At 67.3% G+C, this 21,232-nt stretch carries 14 protein-coding genes and 1 tRNA gene; 7 read left to right on the top strand and 8 right to left on the bottom strand.

Features of this window, described 5'->3' with window-relative positions:
* Positions 1 to 51: 51 nt before the first annotated feature.
* A complete protein-coding gene (gene fucU / locus CJ014_RS23820; protein WP_100083001.1) occupies positions 52 to 489 on the top strand; it encodes an L-fucose mutarotase in 438 nt (145 codons plus the stop codon).
* A gap of 188 nt (positions 490 to 677) precedes the next feature.
* Here the strand turns inward: fucU and CJ014_RS23815 are convergent, their stop codons facing one another.
* Complete coding sequence (locus CJ014_RS23815) at positions 678 to 2,096, bottom strand: glutamate synthase subunit beta (RefSeq protein WP_100083000.1); 1,419 nt, start codon at positions 2,094 to 2,096, stop codon at positions 678 to 680.
* Between the two features lie 133 nt (positions 2,097 to 2,229).
* The gene (gene gltB / locus CJ014_RS23810) at positions 2,230 to 6,951 is read right to left on the bottom strand and encodes a glutamate synthase large subunit (RefSeq protein ID WP_245427601.1); all 4,722 of its coding nucleotides are present in this window, start codon (positions 6,949 to 6,951) and stop codon (positions 2,230 to 2,232) included.
* Between the two features lie 583 nt (positions 6,952 to 7,534).
* Here gltB and CJ014_RS23805 point away from each other — a divergent pair.
* Positions 7,535 to 8,587, top strand: coding sequence for a threonine aldolase family protein (locus tag CJ014_RS23805; protein WP_100082999.1), 1,053 nt, complete (start codon positions 7,535 to 7,537; stop codon positions 8,585 to 8,587).
* A gap of 104 nt (positions 8,588 to 8,691) precedes the next feature.
* On the opposite strand, the gene CJ014_RS23800 is transcribed toward CJ014_RS23805, so the two are convergent.
* Positions 8,692 to 9,156: an Hsp20 family protein gene (locus CJ014_RS23800; RefSeq protein ID WP_100082998.1), complete on the bottom strand. Its 465-nt coding sequence runs from the start codon at positions 9,154 to 9,156 to the stop codon at positions 8,692 to 8,694.
* Positions 9,157 to 9,638: 482 nt separating this feature from the next.
* On the opposite strand from CJ014_RS23800, the gene CJ014_RS23795 reads away from it, so the two are divergent.
* On the top strand, positions 9,639 to 10,586 hold the full coding sequence (locus CJ014_RS23795; protein WP_100082997.1) for an alpha/beta fold hydrolase: 948 nt from the start codon (positions 9,639 to 9,641) through the stop codon (positions 10,584 to 10,586).
* Here CJ014_RS23795 and hisN read toward each other — a convergent pair.
* Complete coding sequence (hisN, locus tag CJ014_RS23790; RefSeq protein WP_100082996.1) at positions 10,564 to 11,388, bottom strand: histidinol-phosphatase; 825 nt, start codon at positions 11,386 to 11,388, stop codon at positions 10,564 to 10,566. The two genes, CJ014_RS23795 and hisN, sit on opposite strands and share 23 nt — an antisense overlap.
* A gap of 407 nt (positions 11,389 to 11,795) precedes the next feature.
* Positions 11,796 to 12,692, bottom strand: coding sequence for an N-formylglutamate amidohydrolase (locus CJ014_RS23785; protein WP_100082995.1), 897 nt, complete (start codon positions 12,690 to 12,692; stop codon positions 11,796 to 11,798).
* Positions 12,693 to 13,057: 365 nt separating this feature from the next.
* On the opposite strand from CJ014_RS23785, the gene cpdR reads away from it, so the two are divergent.
* The 3 genes from cpdR (at position 13,058) to CJ014_RS23770 (ending at position 16,288) form a co-directional block, all read left to right on the top strand.
* Positions 13,058 to 13,420 (top strand): cell cycle two-component system response regulator CpdR, encoded by a 363-nt coding sequence (gene cpdR, locus CJ014_RS23780; protein ID WP_026783912.1) that lies wholly within the window; start codon positions 13,058 to 13,060, stop codon positions 13,418 to 13,420.
* Between the two features lie 153 nt (positions 13,421 to 13,573).
* Positions 13,574 to 13,648 (top strand) — tRNA-Val (locus tag CJ014_RS23775).
* A 615-nt stretch (positions 13,649 to 14,263) separates the two neighbouring features.
* Complete coding sequence (locus CJ014_RS23770; protein ID WP_165790969.1) at positions 14,264 to 16,288, top strand: HAMP domain-containing methyl-accepting chemotaxis protein; 2,025 nt, start codon at positions 14,264 to 14,266, stop codon at positions 16,286 to 16,288.
* 31 nt (positions 16,289 to 16,319) lie between these two features.
* Here the strand turns inward: CJ014_RS23770 and CJ014_RS23765 are convergent, their stop codons facing one another.
* Positions 16,320 to 16,928, bottom strand: coding sequence for a trimeric intracellular cation channel family protein (locus tag CJ014_RS23765; protein ID WP_100082993.1), 609 nt, complete (start codon positions 16,926 to 16,928; stop codon positions 16,320 to 16,322).
* A 184-nt stretch (positions 16,929 to 17,112) separates the two neighbouring features.
* On the opposite strand from CJ014_RS23765, the gene CJ014_RS23760 reads away from it, so the two are divergent.
* Positions 17,113 to 18,378 carry a cellulase family glycosylhydrolase gene (locus tag CJ014_RS23760; protein ID WP_165790968.1) on the top strand — a complete coding sequence of 422 codons (1,266 nt, stop codon included), beginning with the start codon at positions 17,113 to 17,115 and terminating at the stop codon, positions 18,376 to 18,378.
* Between the two features lies 1 nt (position 18,379).
* Here the strand turns inward: CJ014_RS23760 and CJ014_RS23755 are convergent, their stop codons facing one another.
* Both CJ014_RS23755 and CJ014_RS23750 read right to left on the bottom strand, forming a co-directional pair.
* Positions 18,380 to 19,567, bottom strand: a complete 1,188-nt coding sequence (locus CJ014_RS23755) for an MFS transporter (RefSeq protein ID WP_133121928.1) — start codon at positions 19,565 to 19,567, stop codon at positions 18,380 to 18,382.
* A 549-nt stretch (positions 19,568 to 20,116) separates the two neighbouring features.
* On the bottom strand, positions 20,117 to 21,220 hold the full coding sequence (locus CJ014_RS23750) for a ribonucleotide-diphosphate reductase subunit beta (protein ID WP_100082990.1): 1,104 nt from the start codon (positions 21,218 to 21,220) through the stop codon (positions 20,117 to 20,119).
* Positions 21,221 to 21,232: the final 12 nt, after the last annotated feature.

Here is a 21,232-nt window from a genome sequence, read left to right as displayed (position 1 = left end):
GAGACGACCATTCCGCGACAATTCCGCGCAAACGTCCCCAGGAGTCCCATCATGCTGATCGGTATTTCACCCTATATATCCCCAGAGTTGCTCACCGCCCTCCATCGAATGGGCCATGGCGATGAAATCGTTCTTTCGGATGCCTTCTACCCGGGAGACACGTTTTCGCAGCGGGTTATACGCGCCGATGGCATCGGCATACCGGACTTGCTGAACGGCATCCTGCGGTTGATCAACATCGACGACTTCGTCGACGATCCGGTGATCATGATGGAAGCCGTGCCGGGCGACAGCCTCGATCCCGAGGTCGAGAAGACCTACCGCGCCGAGATCGACCGGCGCTGGCCGGCGACGCCGCCGATCCGCCGCATCGAGCGCTATGCCTTTTATGAGCGCGCCCGCCAGGCCTATGCCGTGGTGGTGACCGGCCAGCGCGTCAAATACGGAAACATCATCTTGAAAAAGGGCGTCGTGCCGGTTTCCGAATGACGGCGGCATGACCGCCGCTTCATGGAAGACCGCATGCGGTCGGCGGGATTCGACGCTCGAGGCGGCGCTTTCAACCGGCCGAAACGAAAACGGCCGGGCTCCCTCGCGGAACCCGGCCGTTCGCTTGATTGGTTTTTGCCCATCCGCTTGATCCGAAAAGTCTGCAACTTTTCGGGCAGATGCTCCGGTCAGCGCGGCAGCACGGAGGCGCCCATCAGGAACTCGTCGATGGCGCGGGCCGCCTGCCGGCCCTCGCGGATCGCCCAGACCACCAGGCTCTGGCCGCGCCGCATGTCGCCGGCCGCGAACACCTTGTCGATCGAGGTGCGGTAGTCCGTCTCGGTGGCCTTGACGTTGCCGCGGCCGTCCTTGTCGACGCCGAGCTCGTCAATCATGCCCTCGTGCACCGGATGCACGAAGCCCATGGCGAACAGCACCAGGTCGGCGTCGAGGGTGAATTCCGTGCCGGGGATCGGCTGGAACCTGGCGTCGACCTTGGCGCAGTGGACCTTGCTGACGACGCCGTTCTGGCCCTCGAAGGAGGTGGCGGTGACGCCGAACAGCCGCTCGGCGCCCTCCTCGTGGCTCGACGAGGTCCTGAGCTTCAGCGGCCAGTTCGGCCAGGTGGTCAGCTTGTCTTCCTTCTCCGGCGGCTTCGGCATGATCTCGAGCTGGACGACGCCGGTGGCGCCCTGGCGGTTCGAGGTGCCGATGCAGTCCGAGCCGGTGTCGCCGCCGCCGATGACGACGACGCGCTTGCCCTCGGCGGTGATCGGCGCGACGGCGCCGAGCGGCTCGCCGCCGACGCGGCGGTTCTGCTGCGGCAGGAACTCCATGGCGAAGTGGACGCCGCGCAGCTCGCGGCCGGGCACTGGCAGGTCGCGCGACTTTTCCGAGCCGCCGGCCAAGAGCACCGCGTCATACTCCGCCCTGAGGTCCTCGACCTTCACGTCGACGCCGACATGGACGTTGAAGTGAAAGACGACGCCTTCGGCCACCATCTGCTGCACGCGCCGCTCGACAACGTGCTTGTCGAGCTTGAAGTCGGGAATACCGTAGCGCAGCAGGCCGCCGGCCCGGGCGTTCTTCTCGTAGACGTGCACGTCATGGCCGACGCGGACGAGCTGCTGGGCGGCGGCGAGGCCGGCCGGACCCGAGCCGATCACCGCCACCTTCTTGCCGGTCTTGACCTTGGCGATCTCCGGCTGCACCCGGCCGTCCTTCCAGGCCCGCTCGGCGATGGTGTACTCGATCTGCTTGATCGTCACCGGCGCCTCGAACAGGTTCAGCGTGCAGGCGGCCTCGCAGGGGGCGGGGCAGACGCGGCCGGTGAACTCCGGGAAGTTGTTGGTCGAGTGGAGGTTGCGCGCGGCCGACTCCCAGTCGCCGTTGTAGACGAGGTCGTTCCAGTCGGGGATCTGGTTGTTCACCGGGCAGCCGCGATGGCAGTAGGGCACGCCGCATTCCATGCAGCGGGCGCCCTGGGTCTGCATGTCGCTTTCCTTGGGCGGAATGGTGAACTCGTTGTAGTGGCGGACGCGATCGTCCACCTTCTGGTACTTGAGCTCCTGACGCTCGAACTCGAGGAAGCCGGTAGCCTTGCCCATCTTTCACTCCGTCTAGCCTTATGGGTCCCTTTCATCGGCCGGGCGCGCCTTGCTGGCGCCGCGCGCGGGATGAGCCTTCGGGGACCTTTCCTGTCTCGGTGGGGCGGGACGGCCGGAAGGCCGTCCCTCTCGGTTACTCGGCGGCGATGCGGCTCGCCGTCATGGCTTCCAGCGCCTTGCGATATTCGGTCGGCATCACCTTGATGAACTTGCCACGGTAAGCCGCCCAATCGTCGAGGATCGCCTTGGCGCGCGGCGAGCCGGTCCATGTGTGGTGCCGCTCGATCAGCGCCTTCAGGCGCTGGCAGTCGTGGCGCGTCATGTCGCCGCGGATGTCGACCTTGCCGTCGACGCCGACCGGCAGCGCCAGCTCGTCCTCGATCATCTCCTCGAACTCGACCATCGACATGTTGCAGCGCTTGTTGAAGCTGCCGTCCTCGTCGAGCACGTAGGCGATGCCGCCGGACATGCCGGCCGCGAAGTTGCGCCCGGTGCTGCCGAGCACCACGACGATGCCGCCGGTCATGTATTCGCAGCCGTGGTCGCCGACGCCCTCGACGACGGCGATGGCGCCGGAGTTGCGCACCGCGAAGCGCTCGCCGGCCACGCCGCGGAAGTAGCACTCGCCGGCGATGGCGCCGTAGAGCACGGTGTTGCCGACGATGATCGACTTCTCCGGCACGATCCTCGAGTTCGGGTTCGGCCGCACCACCAGGCGGGCGCCGGAGAGGCCCTTGCCGACGTAGTCGTTGCCGTCGCCGACGAGGTCGAGCGTCAGGCCGTGGGCGCCCCAGGCGCCGAACGACTGGCCGGCGGTGCCGGTCAGCGTCACGCGGATGGTGTCGTCCGGCAGGCCGACGTGGCCGTAGCGCTTGGCGATCTCGCCGGAGAGCATGGCGCCCACCGACCGGTTGACGTTGATCACCGGCGCCTCGATCTTCACCGCCTCGCCGCGTTCGAGCGCCGGCATCGCCTCGGCGATCAGCTTGCGGTCGAGGATGTCGTCGATCGGATGCTTCTGCAGCGTGGTGTGGCGCATCTCGGCCGGCTCCGCCTTCGGCAGGTGGAACAGGCGCGTAAAATCGAGGCCCCTCGCCTTCCAGTGCTCGATGCCCGCCTGCTTGTCGAGGATGTCGGTGCGGCCGGTGATCTCCTCGAGCTTGCGGAAGCCGAGCGCGGCGAGATAGCGGCGCACTTCCTCGGCGACGAAGAAGAAGTAGTTGATGACGTGCTCCGGCTGGCCGACGAAGCGCTTCCTCAGCACCGGGTCCTGGGTGGCGATGCCGACCGGGCAGGTGTTGAGATGGCACTTGCGCATCATCAGGCAGCCCGAGGCGATCAGCGGCGCCGTGGCGAAGCCGAAGCCGTCGGCGCCGAGCAGCGCGCCGACCAGCACGTCGCGGCCGGTGCGGACGCCGCCGTCGACCTGCAGCTCGACGCGCGAGCGCAGGCCGTTGATCACCAGCGTCTGCTGCGTCTCGGCCAGGCCGATCTCCCACGGCGATCCCGCGTGCTTGATGGAGGTCAGCGGCGAAGCGCCGGTGCCGCCCTCGAAGCCGGAGATGGTGATGTGGTCGGCGCGCGCCTTGGCGACGCCGGCGGCGACCGTGCCGACGCCGACTTCCGAGACCAGCTTCACCGACACCTCGCCGGTCGGGTTGACGTTCTTCAGGTCGAAGATGAGCTGCGCCAGATCCTCGATCGAGTAGATGTCATGGTGCGGCGGCGGCGAGATGAGCTGCACGCCGGGGGTGGCGTGGCGCACCTTGCCGATCACCGCGTCGACCTTGTGGCCGGGCAGCTGGCCGCCCTCGCCGGGCTTGGCGCCCTGCGCCATCTTGATCTGCATCTGGTCGGCGTTGACCAGATATTCGGTGGTGACGCCGAACCGGCCCGAGGCGACCTGCTTGATCGCCGACCTGAGGCTGTCGCCCGACGGCAGCGGCTTGAAGCGATCGGCCTCCTCGCCGCCCTCGCCGGTGTTCGAGCGTCCGCCGATGCGGTTCATGGCGATGGCGAGGTTGGTATGCGCCTCGCGGCTGATCGAGCCGTAGCTCATGGCGCCGGTGGCGAACCGCCGGACGATGTCCTTGGCCGGCTCCACCTCGTCGAGCGGCACCGGCGTCCGGCCGATCTCCTCGGCGGACCTGATGCGGAACAGGCCGCGGATGGTCATCGCCTGCTCGCTCTGGGCGTTGATCGCCTCGGAGAATTCCTTCTGGAACTGCTCGAAGGAGTTGGCGCGCACCGAATGCTGCAGGCCGGCGATGACGCCCGCCGTCCAGACGTGCGCCTCGCCGCGCATTCGCTGGGCATATTCGCCGCCCACCTCCAGCATGGTGGCCAGCGTCGGGTCGGCGCCGAAGGCGCGGGCGTGACGGGCCACCGTCTCCTTGGCGATCTGGTCGAGGCCGACGCCCTCGATACGGGTGGCCGTGCCGAAGAAATACTTCTGCACGAAGCGCGACGACAGGCCGACGGCGTCGAAGATCTGGGCGCCGCAGTAGGACTGATAGGTCGAGATGCCCATCTTCGACATGATCTTCAGCAGACCCTTGCCGATCGACTTGATGTAGCTGTAGACGACCTTGTGCTCGTCGAGCCCCTTGGGCAGCTTGTCCTTCATGGCGATCAGCGTATCGAAGGCGAGATACGGGTTGATCGCCTCGGCGCCGTAGCCGGCGAGGCAGGCGAAGTGATGCACCTCGCGCGGCTCGCCCGATTCCACGACGAGGCCGGCCTGGGTGCGGAGCCCCTTGCGGATCAGGTGATGGTGCACCGCCGCCGTGGCGAGCAGCGCCGGAATGCCGATGCGCTCGCGGCCGACCATGCGGTCGCTGAGGACGATGATGTTGTAGACCTGCCCGGCCGCCGACATGCGCACCGCCGCCTCGGCCTGGATGCAGATGGCTTCGAGCGCCGGCCGCATGCCGGCCGGGCCGTTGGCCGCCGGATAGGTGATGTCGATGGTGATGGTCTTGAAGCCGGACCCGTCGATGGTCTCGATCGACCGGATCTTCTCGAGATCCTCGTTGGTCAGGATCGGCTGCCGCACCTCCAGCCGCTTGTGCGCGTCGTCGCCGCCGCGGTCGAACAGGTTCGGGCGCGGGCCGATGAACGACACCAGGCTCATCACCAGCTCCTCGCGGATCGGGTCGATCGGCGGGTTGGTCACCTGGGCGAAGTTCTGCTTGAAGTAGGTGTAGAGCAGCTTGGACTTCGACGACAGCACCGAGATCGGCGTGTCGGTGCCCATCGAGCCGATCGCCTCCTGGCCGGTGACGGCCATCGGCGCCATCAGCACCTTGAGGTCTTCCTGGCTGTAGCCGAAGGCCTGCTGCAGGTCGAGCAGGTTCTCGCCCGACTTGGGCGCGCGGGCGCGCACCGCCGGCAGGTCTTCCAGCACGAGCTGGGTGTCGTCGATCCACTGGGCATAGGGCTGCGCCGTCGAGATCGTCTTCTTGATCTCGTCGTCGGAGATGATGCGGCCCTCGACGAGGTCGATCAGCAGCATCTTGCCCGGCTGCAGGCGCCACTTCTGGACGATCTTCTCCTCGGGGATCGGCAGCGTGCCGCTCTCGGAGGCGAGGATCACCCGGTCGTCGTCGGTGACGACGTAGCGGGCCGGCCTCAGGCCATTGCGGTCGAGCGTCGCGCCGATCTGCCGGCCGTCGGTGAAGGCGACGGCCGCCGGGCCGTCCCACGGCTCCATGATGGCGGCGTGATACTCGTAGAAGGCCTTGCGCTCGGCATCCATGCTCTCGTTGCCGGCCCAGGCCTCGGGGATCAGCGTCATCACCGCGTGCGGCAGCGAGTAGCCGCCGCGCAGCAGGAACTCCAGCGCGTTGTCGAAGCAGGCGGTGTCCGACTGGCCCTCGTAGGAGATCGGCCAGATCTTCTCGATGTCCTCGCCGAACGCCGTGGAGGTGGTGGTCGCCTGGCGGGCGTACATCCAGTTGACGTTGCCGCGCAGCGTGTTGATCTCGCCGTTGTGGGCGACCATCCGGTAGGGATGGGCCAGCTTCCACGACGGGAAGGTGTTGGTGGAAAAGCGCTGGTGGACGAGCGCCAGCGCCGACTCGAACCGCGGATCCGAGAGGTCGGGGTAGTAGCGCTTGACCTGATAGGAGAGGAACATGCCCTTGTAGACGACGGTGCGCGAGGAGAAGGACACCACGTAGAAGGAATCCTGGTCGCGCTTGGTGGCGCCGTTCCAGTCGGCCTCGTAGACGTCGCCGGAGAGCACCTTGCGGGCGATGTAGAGCTTGCGCTCCAGGAGCTCCTGGTCGGAGACGCCCGGCAGGGCGACGAACAACTGGCGGTGCACCGGCTCGGTGGCCCTGACGCCGTCGGACAGCGCCGAGTTGTCGACCGGCACCTCGCGCCAGCCGAGGATCTCAAGGCCCTCGCCCTTCACCGACCGCTCGACGATGCCGACGGCGCGGCTGCGCTCGGCCTCGTCCTGCGGCAGGAAGAACTGGCCGACGCCGTACCTGCCGGCCTCGGGCAGCTCGAAGCCGAGCGTCCGACACTCCTCGGCGAAGAACGGATGCGGGATCTGCACCAGGATGCCGGCGCCGTCGCCCATCAGCGGGTCGGCGCCGACGGCGCCGCGATGCTCGAGGTTTTCGAGCACGTAGAGGGCGTCCTCGACGGTCTGGTGGCTCTTGCGGCCCTTGATGTCGGCGACGAAGCCGACGCCGCAGGCGTCGTGCTCGTGCCCGGCGCTGTAGAGGCCCTCCGCCCCGGCTTTTGCGCGGAGATCGGCGATCGCGTCGGTCGTGCGCGTGGCGCTCGTTGCGGCATTCGGCGCGTGAGGCACGAGGTGCGGCATCGGTTGGTCGAGCGTCTTCATGGCGAAGTCCTCATCAATGTGCCGGCGGACCTGCGGCCCGCCGAAGGGTGTCTCTTTCCGGACGCCTCCGCGTGAGGAGCGGGATGTTCCTTATACCCGCTTATAACCCCGCTGTGGACCCATCCGTCCTTTCAGGCGACGCCGCGCCGGCTTTCGCCGGACGGCGCGACAGCGACAGCCGTCGTCCTCATCCCGTGAAAACCGGAACAAGGAGACAGCTCGATAGCCGTTTCGCCAGATGATCCCGAAGCCCGCTCCTCCCCCGGAACCCTCCGCTGCGCGCTTTGCACCCGTCGCTCCGGCGAGGCAAGCGAAAATCGCGAGCGGTGGAATTCGGGAAAATACGCTGGCCGCCTTTTCCTCCGAAAAGCCGACCCGAGCCCCCGGATCCGCCCATCCGGAACCAAACTATCGCGGTCCCGAATGCGCGATGCGTTATTTGCATAACCTTGTGGTCCCGTCAACCATCCTGACCCATTATTTTCGGGCGAAATCCGGATTGACGGCGGCATGAACGGTCTGCATGGGTGGTGCGCAAACTCGGCGGCTGTCGCCCGAGATCGACAAGGCTAAACTCGGCTCCATGTACTTTGCCAGCGACAACTGGGCCGGCGCCTCGGCGCAAGTGGCCAATGCCCTCCTGAACGCCGGAAACGGCTCGGTTCCCGCCTATGGCGCCGACGACCAGACGCGCGTCGCCGTCGACTGGTTCTCCGAGGTTTTCGAGCACGACGTCTCCGTCTTCTTCGTCGCCACCGGCACGGCCGCCAATTCGCTGTCGCTCGCCTCGGTGATGAAGCCGGCCGGCCTCGTCCTCTGCCACGACATCGCGCACATCGCCTGCGACGAGGCCGGCGCGCCGGAGTTTCTGTCGGGTGGCCGTCTCGTCACCATCCCCGGCCCCCGCGGCAAGCTGACGCCCGACGCGCTGGAAGCGGCGATCGGCCGCTATTTCCCGGCCGCCGTCCATCACGGCCGGCCGGTCGCCGTGTCGCTCAGCCAGTCGACCGAATGGGGCACCGTCTATACGGTGGAGGAAATCACCGCGCTCGCCGCCGTCGCCCACGCCTACGGCCTCAAGGTGCACATGGACGGCGCCCGCCTCGCCAACGCGCTCGCCTCGCTCGGCTGCCAGCCGGCCGACATCACCTGGAAGGCCGGCGTCGACGTGCTGTCGTTCGGCGGCACCAAGAACGGCTGCTGGTGCGCCGAGGCGGTCGTGTTCTTCAACACCAAGAAGGCCGAGGATTTCGGCTACATCCGCAAGCGCGCCGGCCAGCTGTTCTGCAAGAGCCGCTTCGTCGCCGCCCAGTTCCAGGGCTATTTCGACCGCGGCCACTGGCTCGACAACGCCTACCACGCCAACACCATGGCCAAGCGCCTGGCCACCGGCATCGGCCAGCTTTCCACCGCCCGCATCCTGTGGGAGCCGGAGGCCAACGAAGTGTTCGCCATCTGGCCGAAGCCGGTCAGCGCCCGCCTCAAGGCGGCCGGAGCCCAGTTCTACGAGTGGGCGCCGGACGGCCTCGACGACAGCGAAAAGCCGAGCGGGGATGAAGATCTCGTCCGCCTCGTCACGTCGTTCGCCACCGCCGCCCACGAGGTCGACCACTTCCTGAAGGCGCTCGGCAAGTAGCTTTCGACAAAAGCGCACATGCAAGAAGGGCGTCCCTTGCGGGGCGCCCTTTGTCATTTTCCGACAGCGAACGGAGCGGTCTCCGCCCGCCATTGCCGACCAGCTTAGTTGAGGGTCGCTTCGATCTGCGGGGCGGCCTCGCCCTTGCCGATCGGAATGGTGCGCGGCCGCTTGCTCTCGGGAATGTCGCGCACGAGATCGACGTGCAGCAGGCCGTGATCCAGCGAGGCGCCCTTCACCTCGACATGATCGGCGAGCTGGAAGCGCCGTTCGAAGGCGCGGGCGGCGATGCCGCGATACAGCACCTCGCGGCCGCTGTCCTCGGCCTCGGGCTTCTTCTCGCCCTTGACCGTCAGCGTGGCCTCGCGGGCCTCGATCGTCAGCTCGTCCTCGGCAAAGCCGGCGACGGCGATGGTGATGCGGTATGCATTCTCGCCGGTGCGCTCGATGTTGTAGGGCGGATAGGACTGGGCCGACGCATCGCTGCTGGACACCTGGTCGAGCAGCGAGAACAGGCGATCGAAGCCGATGGTCGAGCGGTAAAGCGGGGAAAGGTCGTAATTACGCATGATGTCCTCCGGTTGAGCGACAGTCTCGGGTTGGCCGGCCGGCTTTCTGTTCCCCTTTCGAAGGCGGAACGTCCGGTCGCCGCGGACCCCCGTCCGGGGCGTCCGCGTTCATTGATTTGGGGTAGCCAAATCGCATTTCAAGAGGCGCGACGATCGCCTCCGGCTGCTCCGGGGCGAGCCTTGCGTTCATCGGCAGGCCTGTTTCTCGAGCGGTTCGGGCGGACACAGGGCAGCTATATGAGCCTCACCGCCTTATCCGGCCCGAGGTCCTCCGCCTTCGCGGAGGATGACAGATTTATATATAAAAAACATATACATAGATTGTCATCCTCCGCGAAGGCGGAGGACCTCGGGCAGAATGGAATAATCGGCCGATATAGGTCTCCTGGAAATGCCCACCGCCTTCCGGCGATGGCGCCGGCCGCCGCCTCCGTGCTAGAAACGGCGCGGCGGTGGCCGCGGATGGCCGCCGGGGAATGCTCATGGATCTTCTCGACCTCGCCGACAATCCGATCCCGGCCGGCTGCCGGCTGGAGATGATCTCCACCTCCGACGGCGTCCGCCTGCGCACCGCCCGCTGGCCGGCCTTGCCGGGCGGAACAAAGGGCACCGTCTGCCTGTTTCCCGGCTGGTCGGAGACCATCGAGAAGTATTTCCACGTCGTCGAGCGGCTGCGGCAGCGCGGCTTCGCGGTGGCGATCGTCGAGTGGCGCGGCCAGGGCGGATCGACCCGGCTCACCGACGATCCCGGCAAGGGCCATGTCCGTTCCTTCCGCCATTACCTGCGCGACATCGAGGCCTTCCGCCGCCGCGTCGTGCTGCCCGACTGCCCGCCGCCCTATTTCGCGCTGGGCCATTCGATGGGCGGCGGCATCCTTCTGTCGGCCGGCCGCTTCCTCGCCCCCACCTTCGACCGGCTGGTGCTGACGGCGCCGATGCTCGGCCTGCCGCAACGGACGACCATGCCGGGCTTCCGCCGGCTGCTGCTGCGCTTTTGCGTCCGCTGCGGCGCCGGTCCCCGCTACATTCCCGGCCAGCGCCGCCGGGCGGGCACGGCGCGCAGCTTCGAGCGCAACCCGCTGACCTCCGATCCCGACCGCTACCGCGTCAACGAGGCGATCCTGGCCGCCCGGCCGCTCTACCGGCTCGCCGCGCCGACGCTCGGCTGGGTGTCGGCGGCGACGCGCATGTTCGACCTGCTGGCGGCGCCCGACCTTGCCGACGCCATGCCGGCGCCGGTGATGCTGGTCAATTCCGGCGCCGACACGGTGGTGAGCCGCCTCGCCATCGAGACCATGGCGCGCGCCCTGCGCAACCCGGCCTACGTGCTGATCCACGGCGCCCGCCACGAGATCATGATGGAACGCGAGGTCTACGCCGCCCAGTTCTGGGCCGCCTTCGACGCCTTCATCCCCGGCTCGTCGGAATGAAGCCGGACGTCTCCGACGCCCCCAGGGCCAGCAGCTTCAGCACCTGCTCGTGCAGGCGCCGGTCGCCGCTCGCCACCACGCGGCCGCCGTCGACGGCGCTGCCGCCGGTCCAGGAGGTGACGACGCCGCCGGCGCCCTCGATCACCGGGATCAGCGCCGTGATGTCGTAGGGCTGCAGGCCCGCCTCGATGACCAGGTCGACCTGCCCGGCCGCCACCATGCAATAGGCGTAGCAGTCGGCGCTGTAGCGGACGAGCTTCGCCTGCCGCTCGACCGACAGATAGGCGGCGCGATCGGCATCGCCGAACGGCCGGAGCGAGGTGGTGAACAGCGTCGCCTCGGAAATGTCGCCGCAGGGCCGCGTCCGGAGCCGCCGCTCGCCGCCCGGCCCGCTGTAGAGCGCCGTGGCGCCGTCGCCGTAGAAGCGCTCGCCGGTGAACGGCTGCGCCATCATGCCCTGTGTCGCCCGGCCGCCGGCCCTAAGGCCGATCAGCGTGCCCCACAGCGGGATGCCGGCGATGAACGAGCGCGTGCCGTCGACCGGGTCGAGCACCCAGACCTGCTCGCGGTCGAGCCCGGCATTGCCGAACTCCTCGCCGAGGATGCCATGGTCGGGATAGGTCGCCGTGATCAGCTCGCGCATCGCCACTTCGCCGGCCTTGTCGGCGACCGTCACCGGGTCGAAGGCGCCTTCGAGCTTGTTCTCGACGGCGAGCGCGGTGCGGAAATGCGGCATGATCGCCGCCGCAGCCGCGTCGGCCAACCGGTCGAAGAAGGCTTTGGAGATGGGTGTGATCTGCATGTCTGATATGTTCCCGCATGACGAAACAACGAGGCGCAACGTTGCAACCGTACCTTGACTACCGCTTCATCCCGTTGTTTTTATTTTTGGATTCAAAGAAATGCAATTTTTCATTCCCCGGCCGTGGCGATTGCCGGCGCCTCCTTGGCCCACTAAAACGCGAACCAGACCCCTACCTTCTACCGCGAGGGGTTGACCAATAAGACGAAAGTAGGCATTTTAGTAGGGTGCAGCGCAGGCTTCTGCGCTGTCCGCCCTCCTTGGGCGTTTCCTCCCTAAGACTTGGGCCGCCGCTTTTGCGACGGCCCCTTTTCTTTCCAGCCTATCCGCAAGGATGGGACGGCGCCAGAGGCGCTTTCTCCGAAACGTTTCAGAGATTGACGCGGCGGCGCGGCGGCCGGCGCCGGTCACTCGGCGGCGAAGCGGCCGGGCGAAGGGCAGACCACCTCGAGCGGCAGCCGCATCAGGCCATCGATGAAGTCGGCCAGCTCCGCGCTGAGGCGGACGAAGCCGGAATGCGGATCGAGCGTCCGCTCGTCCATGTAGAGCGACCGGTTGATCTCGATCTGCAGGGCGTGCAGCCCCTTGGCAGGCCGGCCGTAATGCTCGGTGATGAAGCCGCCGGCATAGGGCCGGTTGATCGCCACCTTGTAGCCGAGCGCCGTCAGCGCCCCGGCGGCGTGATCGATCAGCGCCCGCGACGCCGACGTGCCGTGACGGTCGCCGAGCACGAAATCGGACCGGCCCCTGGCGTCCTGCCCCCTGACCGACGATGGCATCGAGTGGCAGTCGATCAGCACGGCCCGGCCGAAGCGCACGTGCGTCTGGGCCAGAAGGCGGGTGAGCGCGGCGTGATAGGGCTTGTAGAGCGTCTCGATGCGGTCGAGCGCCGTCTCGATCGGCAGCGGCCCGGCGTAGATCTCCTCGCTGTCGGAAATGACCCGCGGCACCGTGCCGAGCCCGCCGGCCACCCGGATGGAGCGGACGTTGGCGAAGGCCGGCAGCCGCCCGTCGAACATGCGCGGATCGAGCTCGTAGGGCTCGCGGTTGACGTCGAGATAGGCGCGCGGGAAATGCGCCCGGAGCAGCGGCACGCCGGCGGTGACGGCATGCATGAACAGCTTGTCCACATGCGCGTCTTCCGACAGGCGGATGCGGCGGCTGTCGAGCCGGCTCGCGGCGAGGAAGTCTTCCGGATAGGCGGTGCCGGAATGCGGCGAGTTGAAGACGAAAGGATGAATCTGCTCCACGGGGGACAGAATCTCGAAGGGCGGTTCCGAGCGGAAATCGGTGACGACGCGCATCCTTCTCCAGTCCGTAGAGCCGCTCTCCCAACCCGTTGGCGGCCGAAAATAGGGCTTCTGCACTCCTGATTCTGAAATCTGCCCTGTTTTGCCGGACGTGTCCATTGCTAAGGTGGCTGATCGGCGCCCGCCGCATCCCCGCCTTTTCCCCCTGGCCGCCCGAGGGCGGCCCGGCCCCCGGGCGGAATCCAAAAGTCAAATTCGCTCCACTACGGGGTTTGAACGCCCTCCTGAAAAGTTCTACACAAGGGGGGAACAGCCCGGAACGCGGGCCGCTAACCACAAGTTTACCGTGCCGGTGCTCTTGTGAGATAGTTGGATCATCTTGCGGCCTGCCGCCGCTTTTCATCTGACCGGAATCGCAAATGAATCGTATTCTCCTGGCCGAAGACGACAACGACATGCGCCGTTTCCTGGCCAAGGCGCTCGCCAATGCCGGCTACGACGTCGTCTCCTACGACAACGGCCGGAGCGCCTACGAGCGGCTGCGCGAAGAGCCCTTCACGCTGCTGCTCACCGACATCGTCATGCCCGAGATGGACGGCATCGAGCTGGCCCGCCGGGCGACCGAGCTCGACCCCGACCTCAAGATCATGTTCATCACCGGCTTCGCCGCCGTCGCCCTCAATCCCGACAGCCAGGCGCCCAAGGACGCCAAGGTGCTGTCCAAGCCGTTCCATCTCAAGGACCTCGTGCGCGAGGTGGAGAAGATGCTGGCGGCCGCCTGACGGCACGGCGCAGGTTTTCCGAGGGGAAGTCGGTTCCGGATCAAGGGCTTGAAGGGGAATTCGGAAAAGCGTCTCTAGCCCCTTGCGTGGGGAGGGAAAGGACGCTATATCCCCGCCCACGCCGCCGGTGAGGCGGCCCCGCAAAACGGAAACGGGCGTGTAGCTCAGCGGGAGAGCACTACGTTGACATCGTAGGGGTCACAGGTTCGATCCCTGTCACGCCCACCATTCCTTTGAAGGGCTTGGCTGACATCGGCCAAGCCTTTTTGTTTGTCCGGCCCTCGTGTTCCGGGATTGGCGCCGCTCTGCGGGACGCCCCGGACAGGCCGCCGCTCCGGCCCTGTCCGCTCGTCCGCCGCTCGGCGATGTTGAGCTCGCCGCGCCTCGACAGCCGCTGGGTGTGCCGGCCCGCGGCGGGGGCCGTCATCCCGATGGGCGTGCCGCCGGTTCCAATACAAAAATGGCGGGAAACCCTACAATTATTACAGTGTCAAAGGTGCCCAACAAAGTAGCAGCCCCACCGGATCGGTCGGCCGGGCAATATTTAACTATGGAAATTTCTGGCTGAAATTTTAATGTTCCATGAAATACATGTATGTCTATTCCCCTAACTAAAAGTATTAATCCCGAAATGGCGCCAAATGATCTTAGTCATTTCGGTGAAAAACACTTTTAAGTGTTGAGTTTAAATCGTTGCAATCGAGAGGTATTATTCTACATTAGAACGTTATTAACCGCATCAATAGAAGTTGTATGCGACCCGACGATAGAGAATCGAGAAAAAACGCGCGTTTTCTGCCTGAGGTTGGGCTTGGGTTTGGCCGACAGAAGGAAGCGACGAACATGCAGACGCAATCCCAGACCGCCGGTGTCAGGCGGTCCGTGAATATTTCCACCCGCATCGGACTCGGCTTCGCCGCCATCCTGGTGATCCTTGCCTTCACCGCCGGCATGTCGCTCAAGAGCCTTTCCGGCATCGGGGGCAGCATCGGAACGCTGTTTTCGGAAATCGAAGTCACCGACAAGGCCAACACGGTCCAGGCCAGCTTCCTCGAATACCGCCGGGCGGCGCGCGAAGTCATCTACACCACCCTGCCCGACACCGAGGCGACGGCCGCCCAGAAGGCCGCCGCCATGCGGGCGGCGCTCGACGACAGCCTGAAGGCAACCGACGACGCCGAGCAGCTCGATCACCTCAAGGCGATGCAGGCGAGCTTCGAGACCTACGACGGCATGCTCGGCGAACTCATCAAGACCCGCGCCGAGGCCAAGCGGCTGACCGACGAGCAGCTCGACCCGCTCGGCACGTCGGTAGGCGCCGATCTCGAGGCGGTGATCGACGGGGCGGACCAGGCATCGGCCACGGCGGCGAACGCCGAAAAGGCCCTGCGCTTCATTCTCACCGGCCGCATCTTCGTCACGCGGGCGATGTCCGGCGCCGGCGTCGATGCCGACAGGAAGGCGCTCGACGCCTTCCGGGATGGCGACGCGGCGCTCGAGGCCGCCATGGCGGCCGCGACGCCGGCCGAGGCGACCCGGCTCGCAGCCGTGCGCGAGCGCAGCAAGCAATATGCCGACACCTTCGCCAGGATCTTCGCCCTCACCGGCGGCATCGAGGATCAGGCGACCGAGATGCGGACCTTCGTCGCCAAGCTGACCGACGAGTTCGCCGGCTTCCAGTCGGCCGTCCGCGACGATCAGAACAAGCTGAAGGCCGACACCGAGGCGACCCAGGCCTCGACGACCATCACCCTCTGGAGCTTCGCCGCCGGCGGCCTGCTGCTCTGCCTGGTGCTCGCCGTGCTGATCGGCCGCAGCCTGTCGCGCCCCATCGTGTCGATCACCCGGGCCATGCAGCGCATTTCCGAGGGCGACCTTTCCGTCGACGTCCCCGGCCTCGGGCGCGGCGACGAGGTCGGTACCATGGCGGCGACGCTCAACGTGTTCAAGCAGGGCCTCGAGGAGAACCACCGCATGCGCGCCGACCAGGAGCGCGCCAAGGCGGAAGCCGAGGCGCGCCGGCGCGCCGAGATGCAGGAGATGGCCGACGCCTTCGAAACGGCGGTCGGCGGCGTGGTCGAGACGGTGGTCGGCGCCTCGACGCAGTTGCAGGCGGCGGCGCAGTCGATGTCGGCGGCCACCGAGGAAGTCTCCAACCAGTCGGTCACCGTGGCGAGCGCCGCCGAGGAGGCCTCCACCAACGTCGAGACCGTCGCGGCGGCGGCCGAGGAGCTCGCCGCCTCGATCGCCGAGATCAAGCGGCAGGCCGACGAGAGCACCGAGGTGGCCTCCAAGGCCAGCAAGGACGCCCAGTCGACGGCGGCGCGGGTGCGCGAGATGGCCGACAGCGCCAACCGCATCGGCGAGGTGGTCAACCTCATCGACAGCATCGCCTCGCAGACCAACCTCCTGGCCCTCAACGCTACCATCGAGGCGGCGCGGGCCGGCGAGGCCGGCAAGGGCTTTGCCGTGGTCGCCGCCGAGGTCAAGCAGCTCGCCGACCAGACGTCGCGGGCGACGTCGCAGATCTCCAGCCAGATCGGCGAGATCCAGGCCTCGACCCAGTCGTCGGCCGAGGCGATCGTCGTCATCACCGGCGTGATCGAGCACCTCAATCGCATCGCCACGTCGATCGCCATCGCCGTCGACCAGCAGGGCGCGGCGACCGGCGAGATCGCCCAGAACGTCAGCCAGGCGTCGATCGGCACCCATCAGGTGTCGGAGAACGTGGTGGGCATCACCCAGGCGGCGACGGAATCGTCCGGCGCGGCGACGCAGGTGCTGTCGGCCGCCAACGACTTGGCGCGGCAGTCCGACACGCTGCGGCGCGAGCTCGGCACCTTCCTGGCCGGCATTCGGGCCGGCTGAGAAGGCACGGCTGCCCGATCCGGCCGGTCGCTCACGAGCGGCCGGTCGGCGGCCGCAGGTTCCAGTCCCAGCGCATGGCGGCGAGCCGCAGCAGGATGGACAGGCCGCCGCCGACGATGGCCACCGGCACCCCCGGCAGGTGGTAGAAGTCGCCGATCGACACCACCAGGGCGCCGATCAGCGCCGCCAGCGCGTAGATTTCCTTGTGCAGCACCATCGGCGTCTGGGCCGCCAGGATGTCGCGGCCGATGCCGCCGCCGATGGCGGTGATCATGCCGAGCACCGCCGCCATCAGCGGCGACAGGCCGGCGTCCATCGCCTTGCGCGTGCCGACCACCACGTAGAGCCCGAGCCCCAGCGCGTCGAACACCGCCACCGGCGCCGCGAGGCGGGCGATCAGCCGGTAGGCGAAAATGCAGCAGAATCCCGCGACGCAGGAGATGGCGAAATAGTGCCAGGTGGCGAAAGCCACCGGCGGCACGGCGCCGATCACCACGTCGCGGATGATGCCGCCGAAGGTGGCGGCGACGAAGGCCAGGAAGACGATGCCGAACGGATCGAGCCGCCGCTCCACGGCGCGGGTGCCGCCGCTGAGGGCGAAGGCGAAGCAGCCGACGAAATCGACCAGGGTGAGGAACATGATGGGTCTACCGGTCCTGCCGGGCGGACGGGCGTCCGCGCCGGATTCGAAATGATCTGGCCGCCTTCTCTCACGTCGGCGCCTCCGACGGAAGACCATCGGCTTTTACACCGATCCGTTGCAAGGGCGGCGCGGTCCCGGCATGATCGCCGCCGGCCCGTCAGAGGCGCCGGAGGAGATCGTCATGCCCCGCCTTCATCGCGTCCTGTCGCTGGCGCTGGCCTGCCTTACCGTCGTCGCCGGGGCATCGGCCGCCACGGCGGCGCCTCTCCTCAAGCGCGGCGTCAACTTCGAGATCTGGCAGACCTGGACCGGCCGTGACGCCTTCCTCGCCCCCGAGTTCGACCGGAACAATTTCCCCGACTGGATGGGGCGCGTCGACGACCGCCAGCTTGCCCGCCTCAAGGCCGAGGGCTTCGATTTCGTCCGCCTCGGCATCGACGCCGCCGCCCTCCTCTGGGCGGGCGACGACGGCGCCGGCCCGCTGATCGACCGCATCGTCGCGGCGACCGAGCGGCTGCAGGCGCTGGGTTTCACGGTCATCGTCGACCTGCACCTGCTGCCCGCCGACGAGGAGCGGCCCGACGGCCTCGAAGACGTGCTCGGCACCGACGATCATGCGCCGCTGCTGTGGGACCGTTATCTCGGCCTCGTCGCCCGCGTCGCCGCCCGCCTCGCCGCCCTGCCGCCGGACCTGACGCTCCTCGAGCCGATCAACGAGCCCAACCAGGACTGGAGCTCGCATTTCCGCATGACCGACCGTTGGCCGGACCAGCTCGCCGCGCTGGCCGCCGCCGCCCGCGCCGCCGCGCCGACGCTGACGCTGGTGCTGACCGGCGGAAAGTCCGGCGGCATCGACGGGCTCGAGCGCCTCGACCCGACGCCGTTTGCCGGCGACGCCAACATCGTCTGGACCTTCCACTACTACGAGCCGATGGCCGTCAGCCACGCCGGCCGGCCGTGGCTCGACGATCCCGGCCGTTATCTCACCCATTTGCCTTATCCGGCCGCCCTCGTCGACGATGCCGCCGGCAAGCGCCTGGTCCGCGAGGCCCGGGCGCGGATTGCCAAAGGCGTCGCCGATCCGAAGCGCCGGAAGGAGCTCGACGCGGCGGTCGGCGAAGCGCTCGACGACTATCGCGCGACGGACGCCGGCCCGGCGACCATCGCCGCCGATTTCCAGCGGGTGAGCGACTGGGCGGCCGGGAACGGCATCCCGGCCGGGCGCGTCCTGCTCGGCGAGTTCGGCATCTACCAGAACGGCGCCGATCCGGCGGCGCGCATCGCCCTCATCGCGGCGACGCGCGCCGCCGCCGAACGGCAGGGATTCGCCTGGGCGGTCTACGACGCCGGCCTGACGGCGGCCGGCGAGGGCTTCTCGGTGGTCGGCGACAACCGCACGCTCGCCCTCGAACCGCAGGTGAAGGCGGCGCTCGGCCTCGCGAAGTAGGTCAGCGGCGGACGGCCCTTTCGCCGGCGAACAGGAAGACCACGGCAGCGACGGTGAACAGCGGCAGCATCGATATGGCGGCCGAAAGCCCGATACGGTCGGCCAGCGCGCCGATCGCCCAGGGGATGATCAGGATGGAAAGGCCGCTCGCCAGCGAGCCGCGCGCCGTCGCCAGCTCGCCGAACGGGCCGGCGGTGACGATCGCCTTGGTCAGCGTCAGCGGATATTGCAGCGCGCAGCCGAGGCCGACGGCGAACAGGCCGATCACCGCCAGCGTCAGGCTCGGCGCGCCCCAGAACAGGAAAAACGCCGGCAGCGTGACGATCGCCGACAGGTAGAGCGCCCGCGCCGCCGTCATCCGCGTCAGCACGAAGGCCGACGACAGGCGGCCGACCAGCATGCCGAAGGAGAAGGCGCCGGCGGTGATCGCCGCCGAGGCCACCGGCACGCCCTTGACGCGGGCGAGGAATTCCGTCGCCCACACCAGCACCGACTGCTCGACGCCGACGAAGGCGATGATCGCCAGCCAATAGAACCAGTAGGCCATGGGCAGGCGGCCGCCGCGCCCGCCCTCCCCGGCCGTCACGGCCGGCGTTGCGGCCGCCGGCATCGGCACGCCGCGCAGGAAGACGAGCAGCAGGCCGGCCAGCACGACGCCGAGCAGCAGCGCCGCCCGCCAGCCGAAGCCGATGGCGACGAACAGGCCCACCGCCATGGCCGCCGTAAGCGAGGCGACGTAGGAGATGCCGTTGGCCTCGCCGATCGCCACCGAGCTGTTGGCGCCGTGCCAGTCGGCGAGCAGATTCGGCACGATGATCAGCACCAGGCAGCCGACGGCGCCCATCAGGAAGCAGCCGAGAATGCTGACCACCGGATGCGGCGCGACGATGATGGCGAGCGCCCCGATGGCCATGCCGGCGAGGCCGACCACCACCGACCACAGCCGGCCGTGCTTGCGCGTCAGCCGCTCGCCGATCAGGCCCGAGACGATCAGCCCGGCCGCCACCGCCGCCGGATGCAGCGTCACCACGCGGTAGCTGAGGTCGAACTCGTCCTTCAGGAACGGGATGATGTTGCCCTGGATGTTCAGGAAGAAGGTGAACTGGGCGAGCGCCAGATAGGCGGCCCAGGTCAGCCGATCGCGCCGAATGGGTGCCGGAGCGGACAGGGTGCTGGATGGAGCGGTCATGGAATCCACGCGAAGAAGGCGCCTTCCGTCCACCGGTTGCCGGCGGTCGGCGACGCCTCCTTTGAAACGATACAGAAAGCTAGGCCCGCGCCGTGTTGCTGTCAAGCGCGGAGAAGCCCGGCCATCGCGTCGGGAGCCTTATGGCCACCCCGTGCCTCTTTCGGCCTGCGGCCCTGAGCCTTCGCGCAGGATGACAACTTATGGATAGGCTATCTATATGTTTCCTATATATAATCCTGTCCTGCTCCGCGAAGTCTCAGGACCTCGGGCAGAATGAAACGCCCGGCCGATATGGCGCTCCGAGGATATGCGGCGCATGATATTTACCCCTGCGCCTCTTTCGTCCTGAGGTCCTACGCCTTCGCGTAGGATGACACTCGATATGTACGCTATCTACATGTTTTCTTTATATAAATCTGTCATCCTGCGCGCAGGCGCAGGACCTCGGGCAGAATGGAGCGCAACGCCGACATAGGTCTCCCATACCCACAACGCCTGCCGGCGCAGCGCTCCAAGCCGGATGGCCACCCCGGTAGAGTTTCCAGGCTCTCAGTCCCAGCTCAGCGCGCCGCCGTTCTGGTATTCGATGACGCGCGTCTCGAAGAAGTTCTTTTCCTTCTTGAGGTCCATGGTTTCGCTCATCCAGGGGAACGGATTGTCGGTCTCCGGGAAGACCGGCGCGATGCCGAGCTGGGCGCAGCGCCGGTTGGCGATGAAGTGCATGTAGCTTTCGCACAGCGCGGCGTTGAGGCCGAGGAAGCCGCCCGGCATGGTGTCGCGGCCGTAGGCGACCTCGAGCTCGGCCGCCTCGCGCAGCATCGCCCTGACCTCCTCGACGAAGTCCGCCGTCCAGAGGTGGGGGTTCTCGGCCCTTATCTGGTTGATGACGTCGATGCCGAAGTTGAGGTGGATGCTCTCGTCGCGCAGGATGTACTGGTACTGCTCGGCGACGCCGACCATCTTGTTGCGCCGGCCGAGCGACAGGATCTGCGCGAAGCCGGTGTAGAACCACATGCCCTCGAAGACGACGTAGAAGGCGACGAGATCCTTGAGGAACGCCCGGTCGGTCGCCGGCGTGCCGGTGCGGAAGGCCGGATCGTCGAGGCTCTGGGTGTGGGCGAGCGCCCAGGCCGCCTTGTCGGTGATCGACGGCACCTCGCGGTACATGTTGAACAGCTCGCCCTCGTCGAGGCCGAGGCTTTCGACGATGTACTGGAAGGTGTGAGTATGCACCGCCTCCTCGAACGCCTGCCGCAGCAGATACTGCCGGCACTCGGGGTTGGTGAGCTGGCGGTAGATGGCCAGCACGATGTTGTTGGCGACGAGGCTTTCCGAGGCGGCGAAGAAGCCGAGGTTGCGCTTGATCATCCGCCGCTCGTTGTCGGTCAGCCCGTCCTTCGATTTCCAGAGCGCGATGTCGGCCTGCATCGACACCTCGGTCGGCATCCAGTGATTGTTGCAGGCGGCCAGATATTTCTCCCAGGCCCAGCCGTATTTCATCGGCAGCAACTGGTTGACGTCGGCACGGGCGTTGATCATCGCCTTGTCGTCGACGTGGACGCGGGCGGCGCCGCGCTCGATCGAGCCGAGGCCGGTGGCATCGCTGGCGAGGCCGGCGGTGCCGGCAATGGTCTTTTCGGAAAAGTCGAGCATTTCGGATTATCC

This window comes from Pleomorphomonas carboxyditropha, assembly GCF_002770725.1.
Lineage (GTDB): Bacteria > Pseudomonadota > Alphaproteobacteria > Rhizobiales > Pleomorphomonadaceae > Pleomorphomonas > Pleomorphomonas carboxyditropha.
This window is presented reverse-complemented; position numbering and strand designations above follow the sequence as displayed.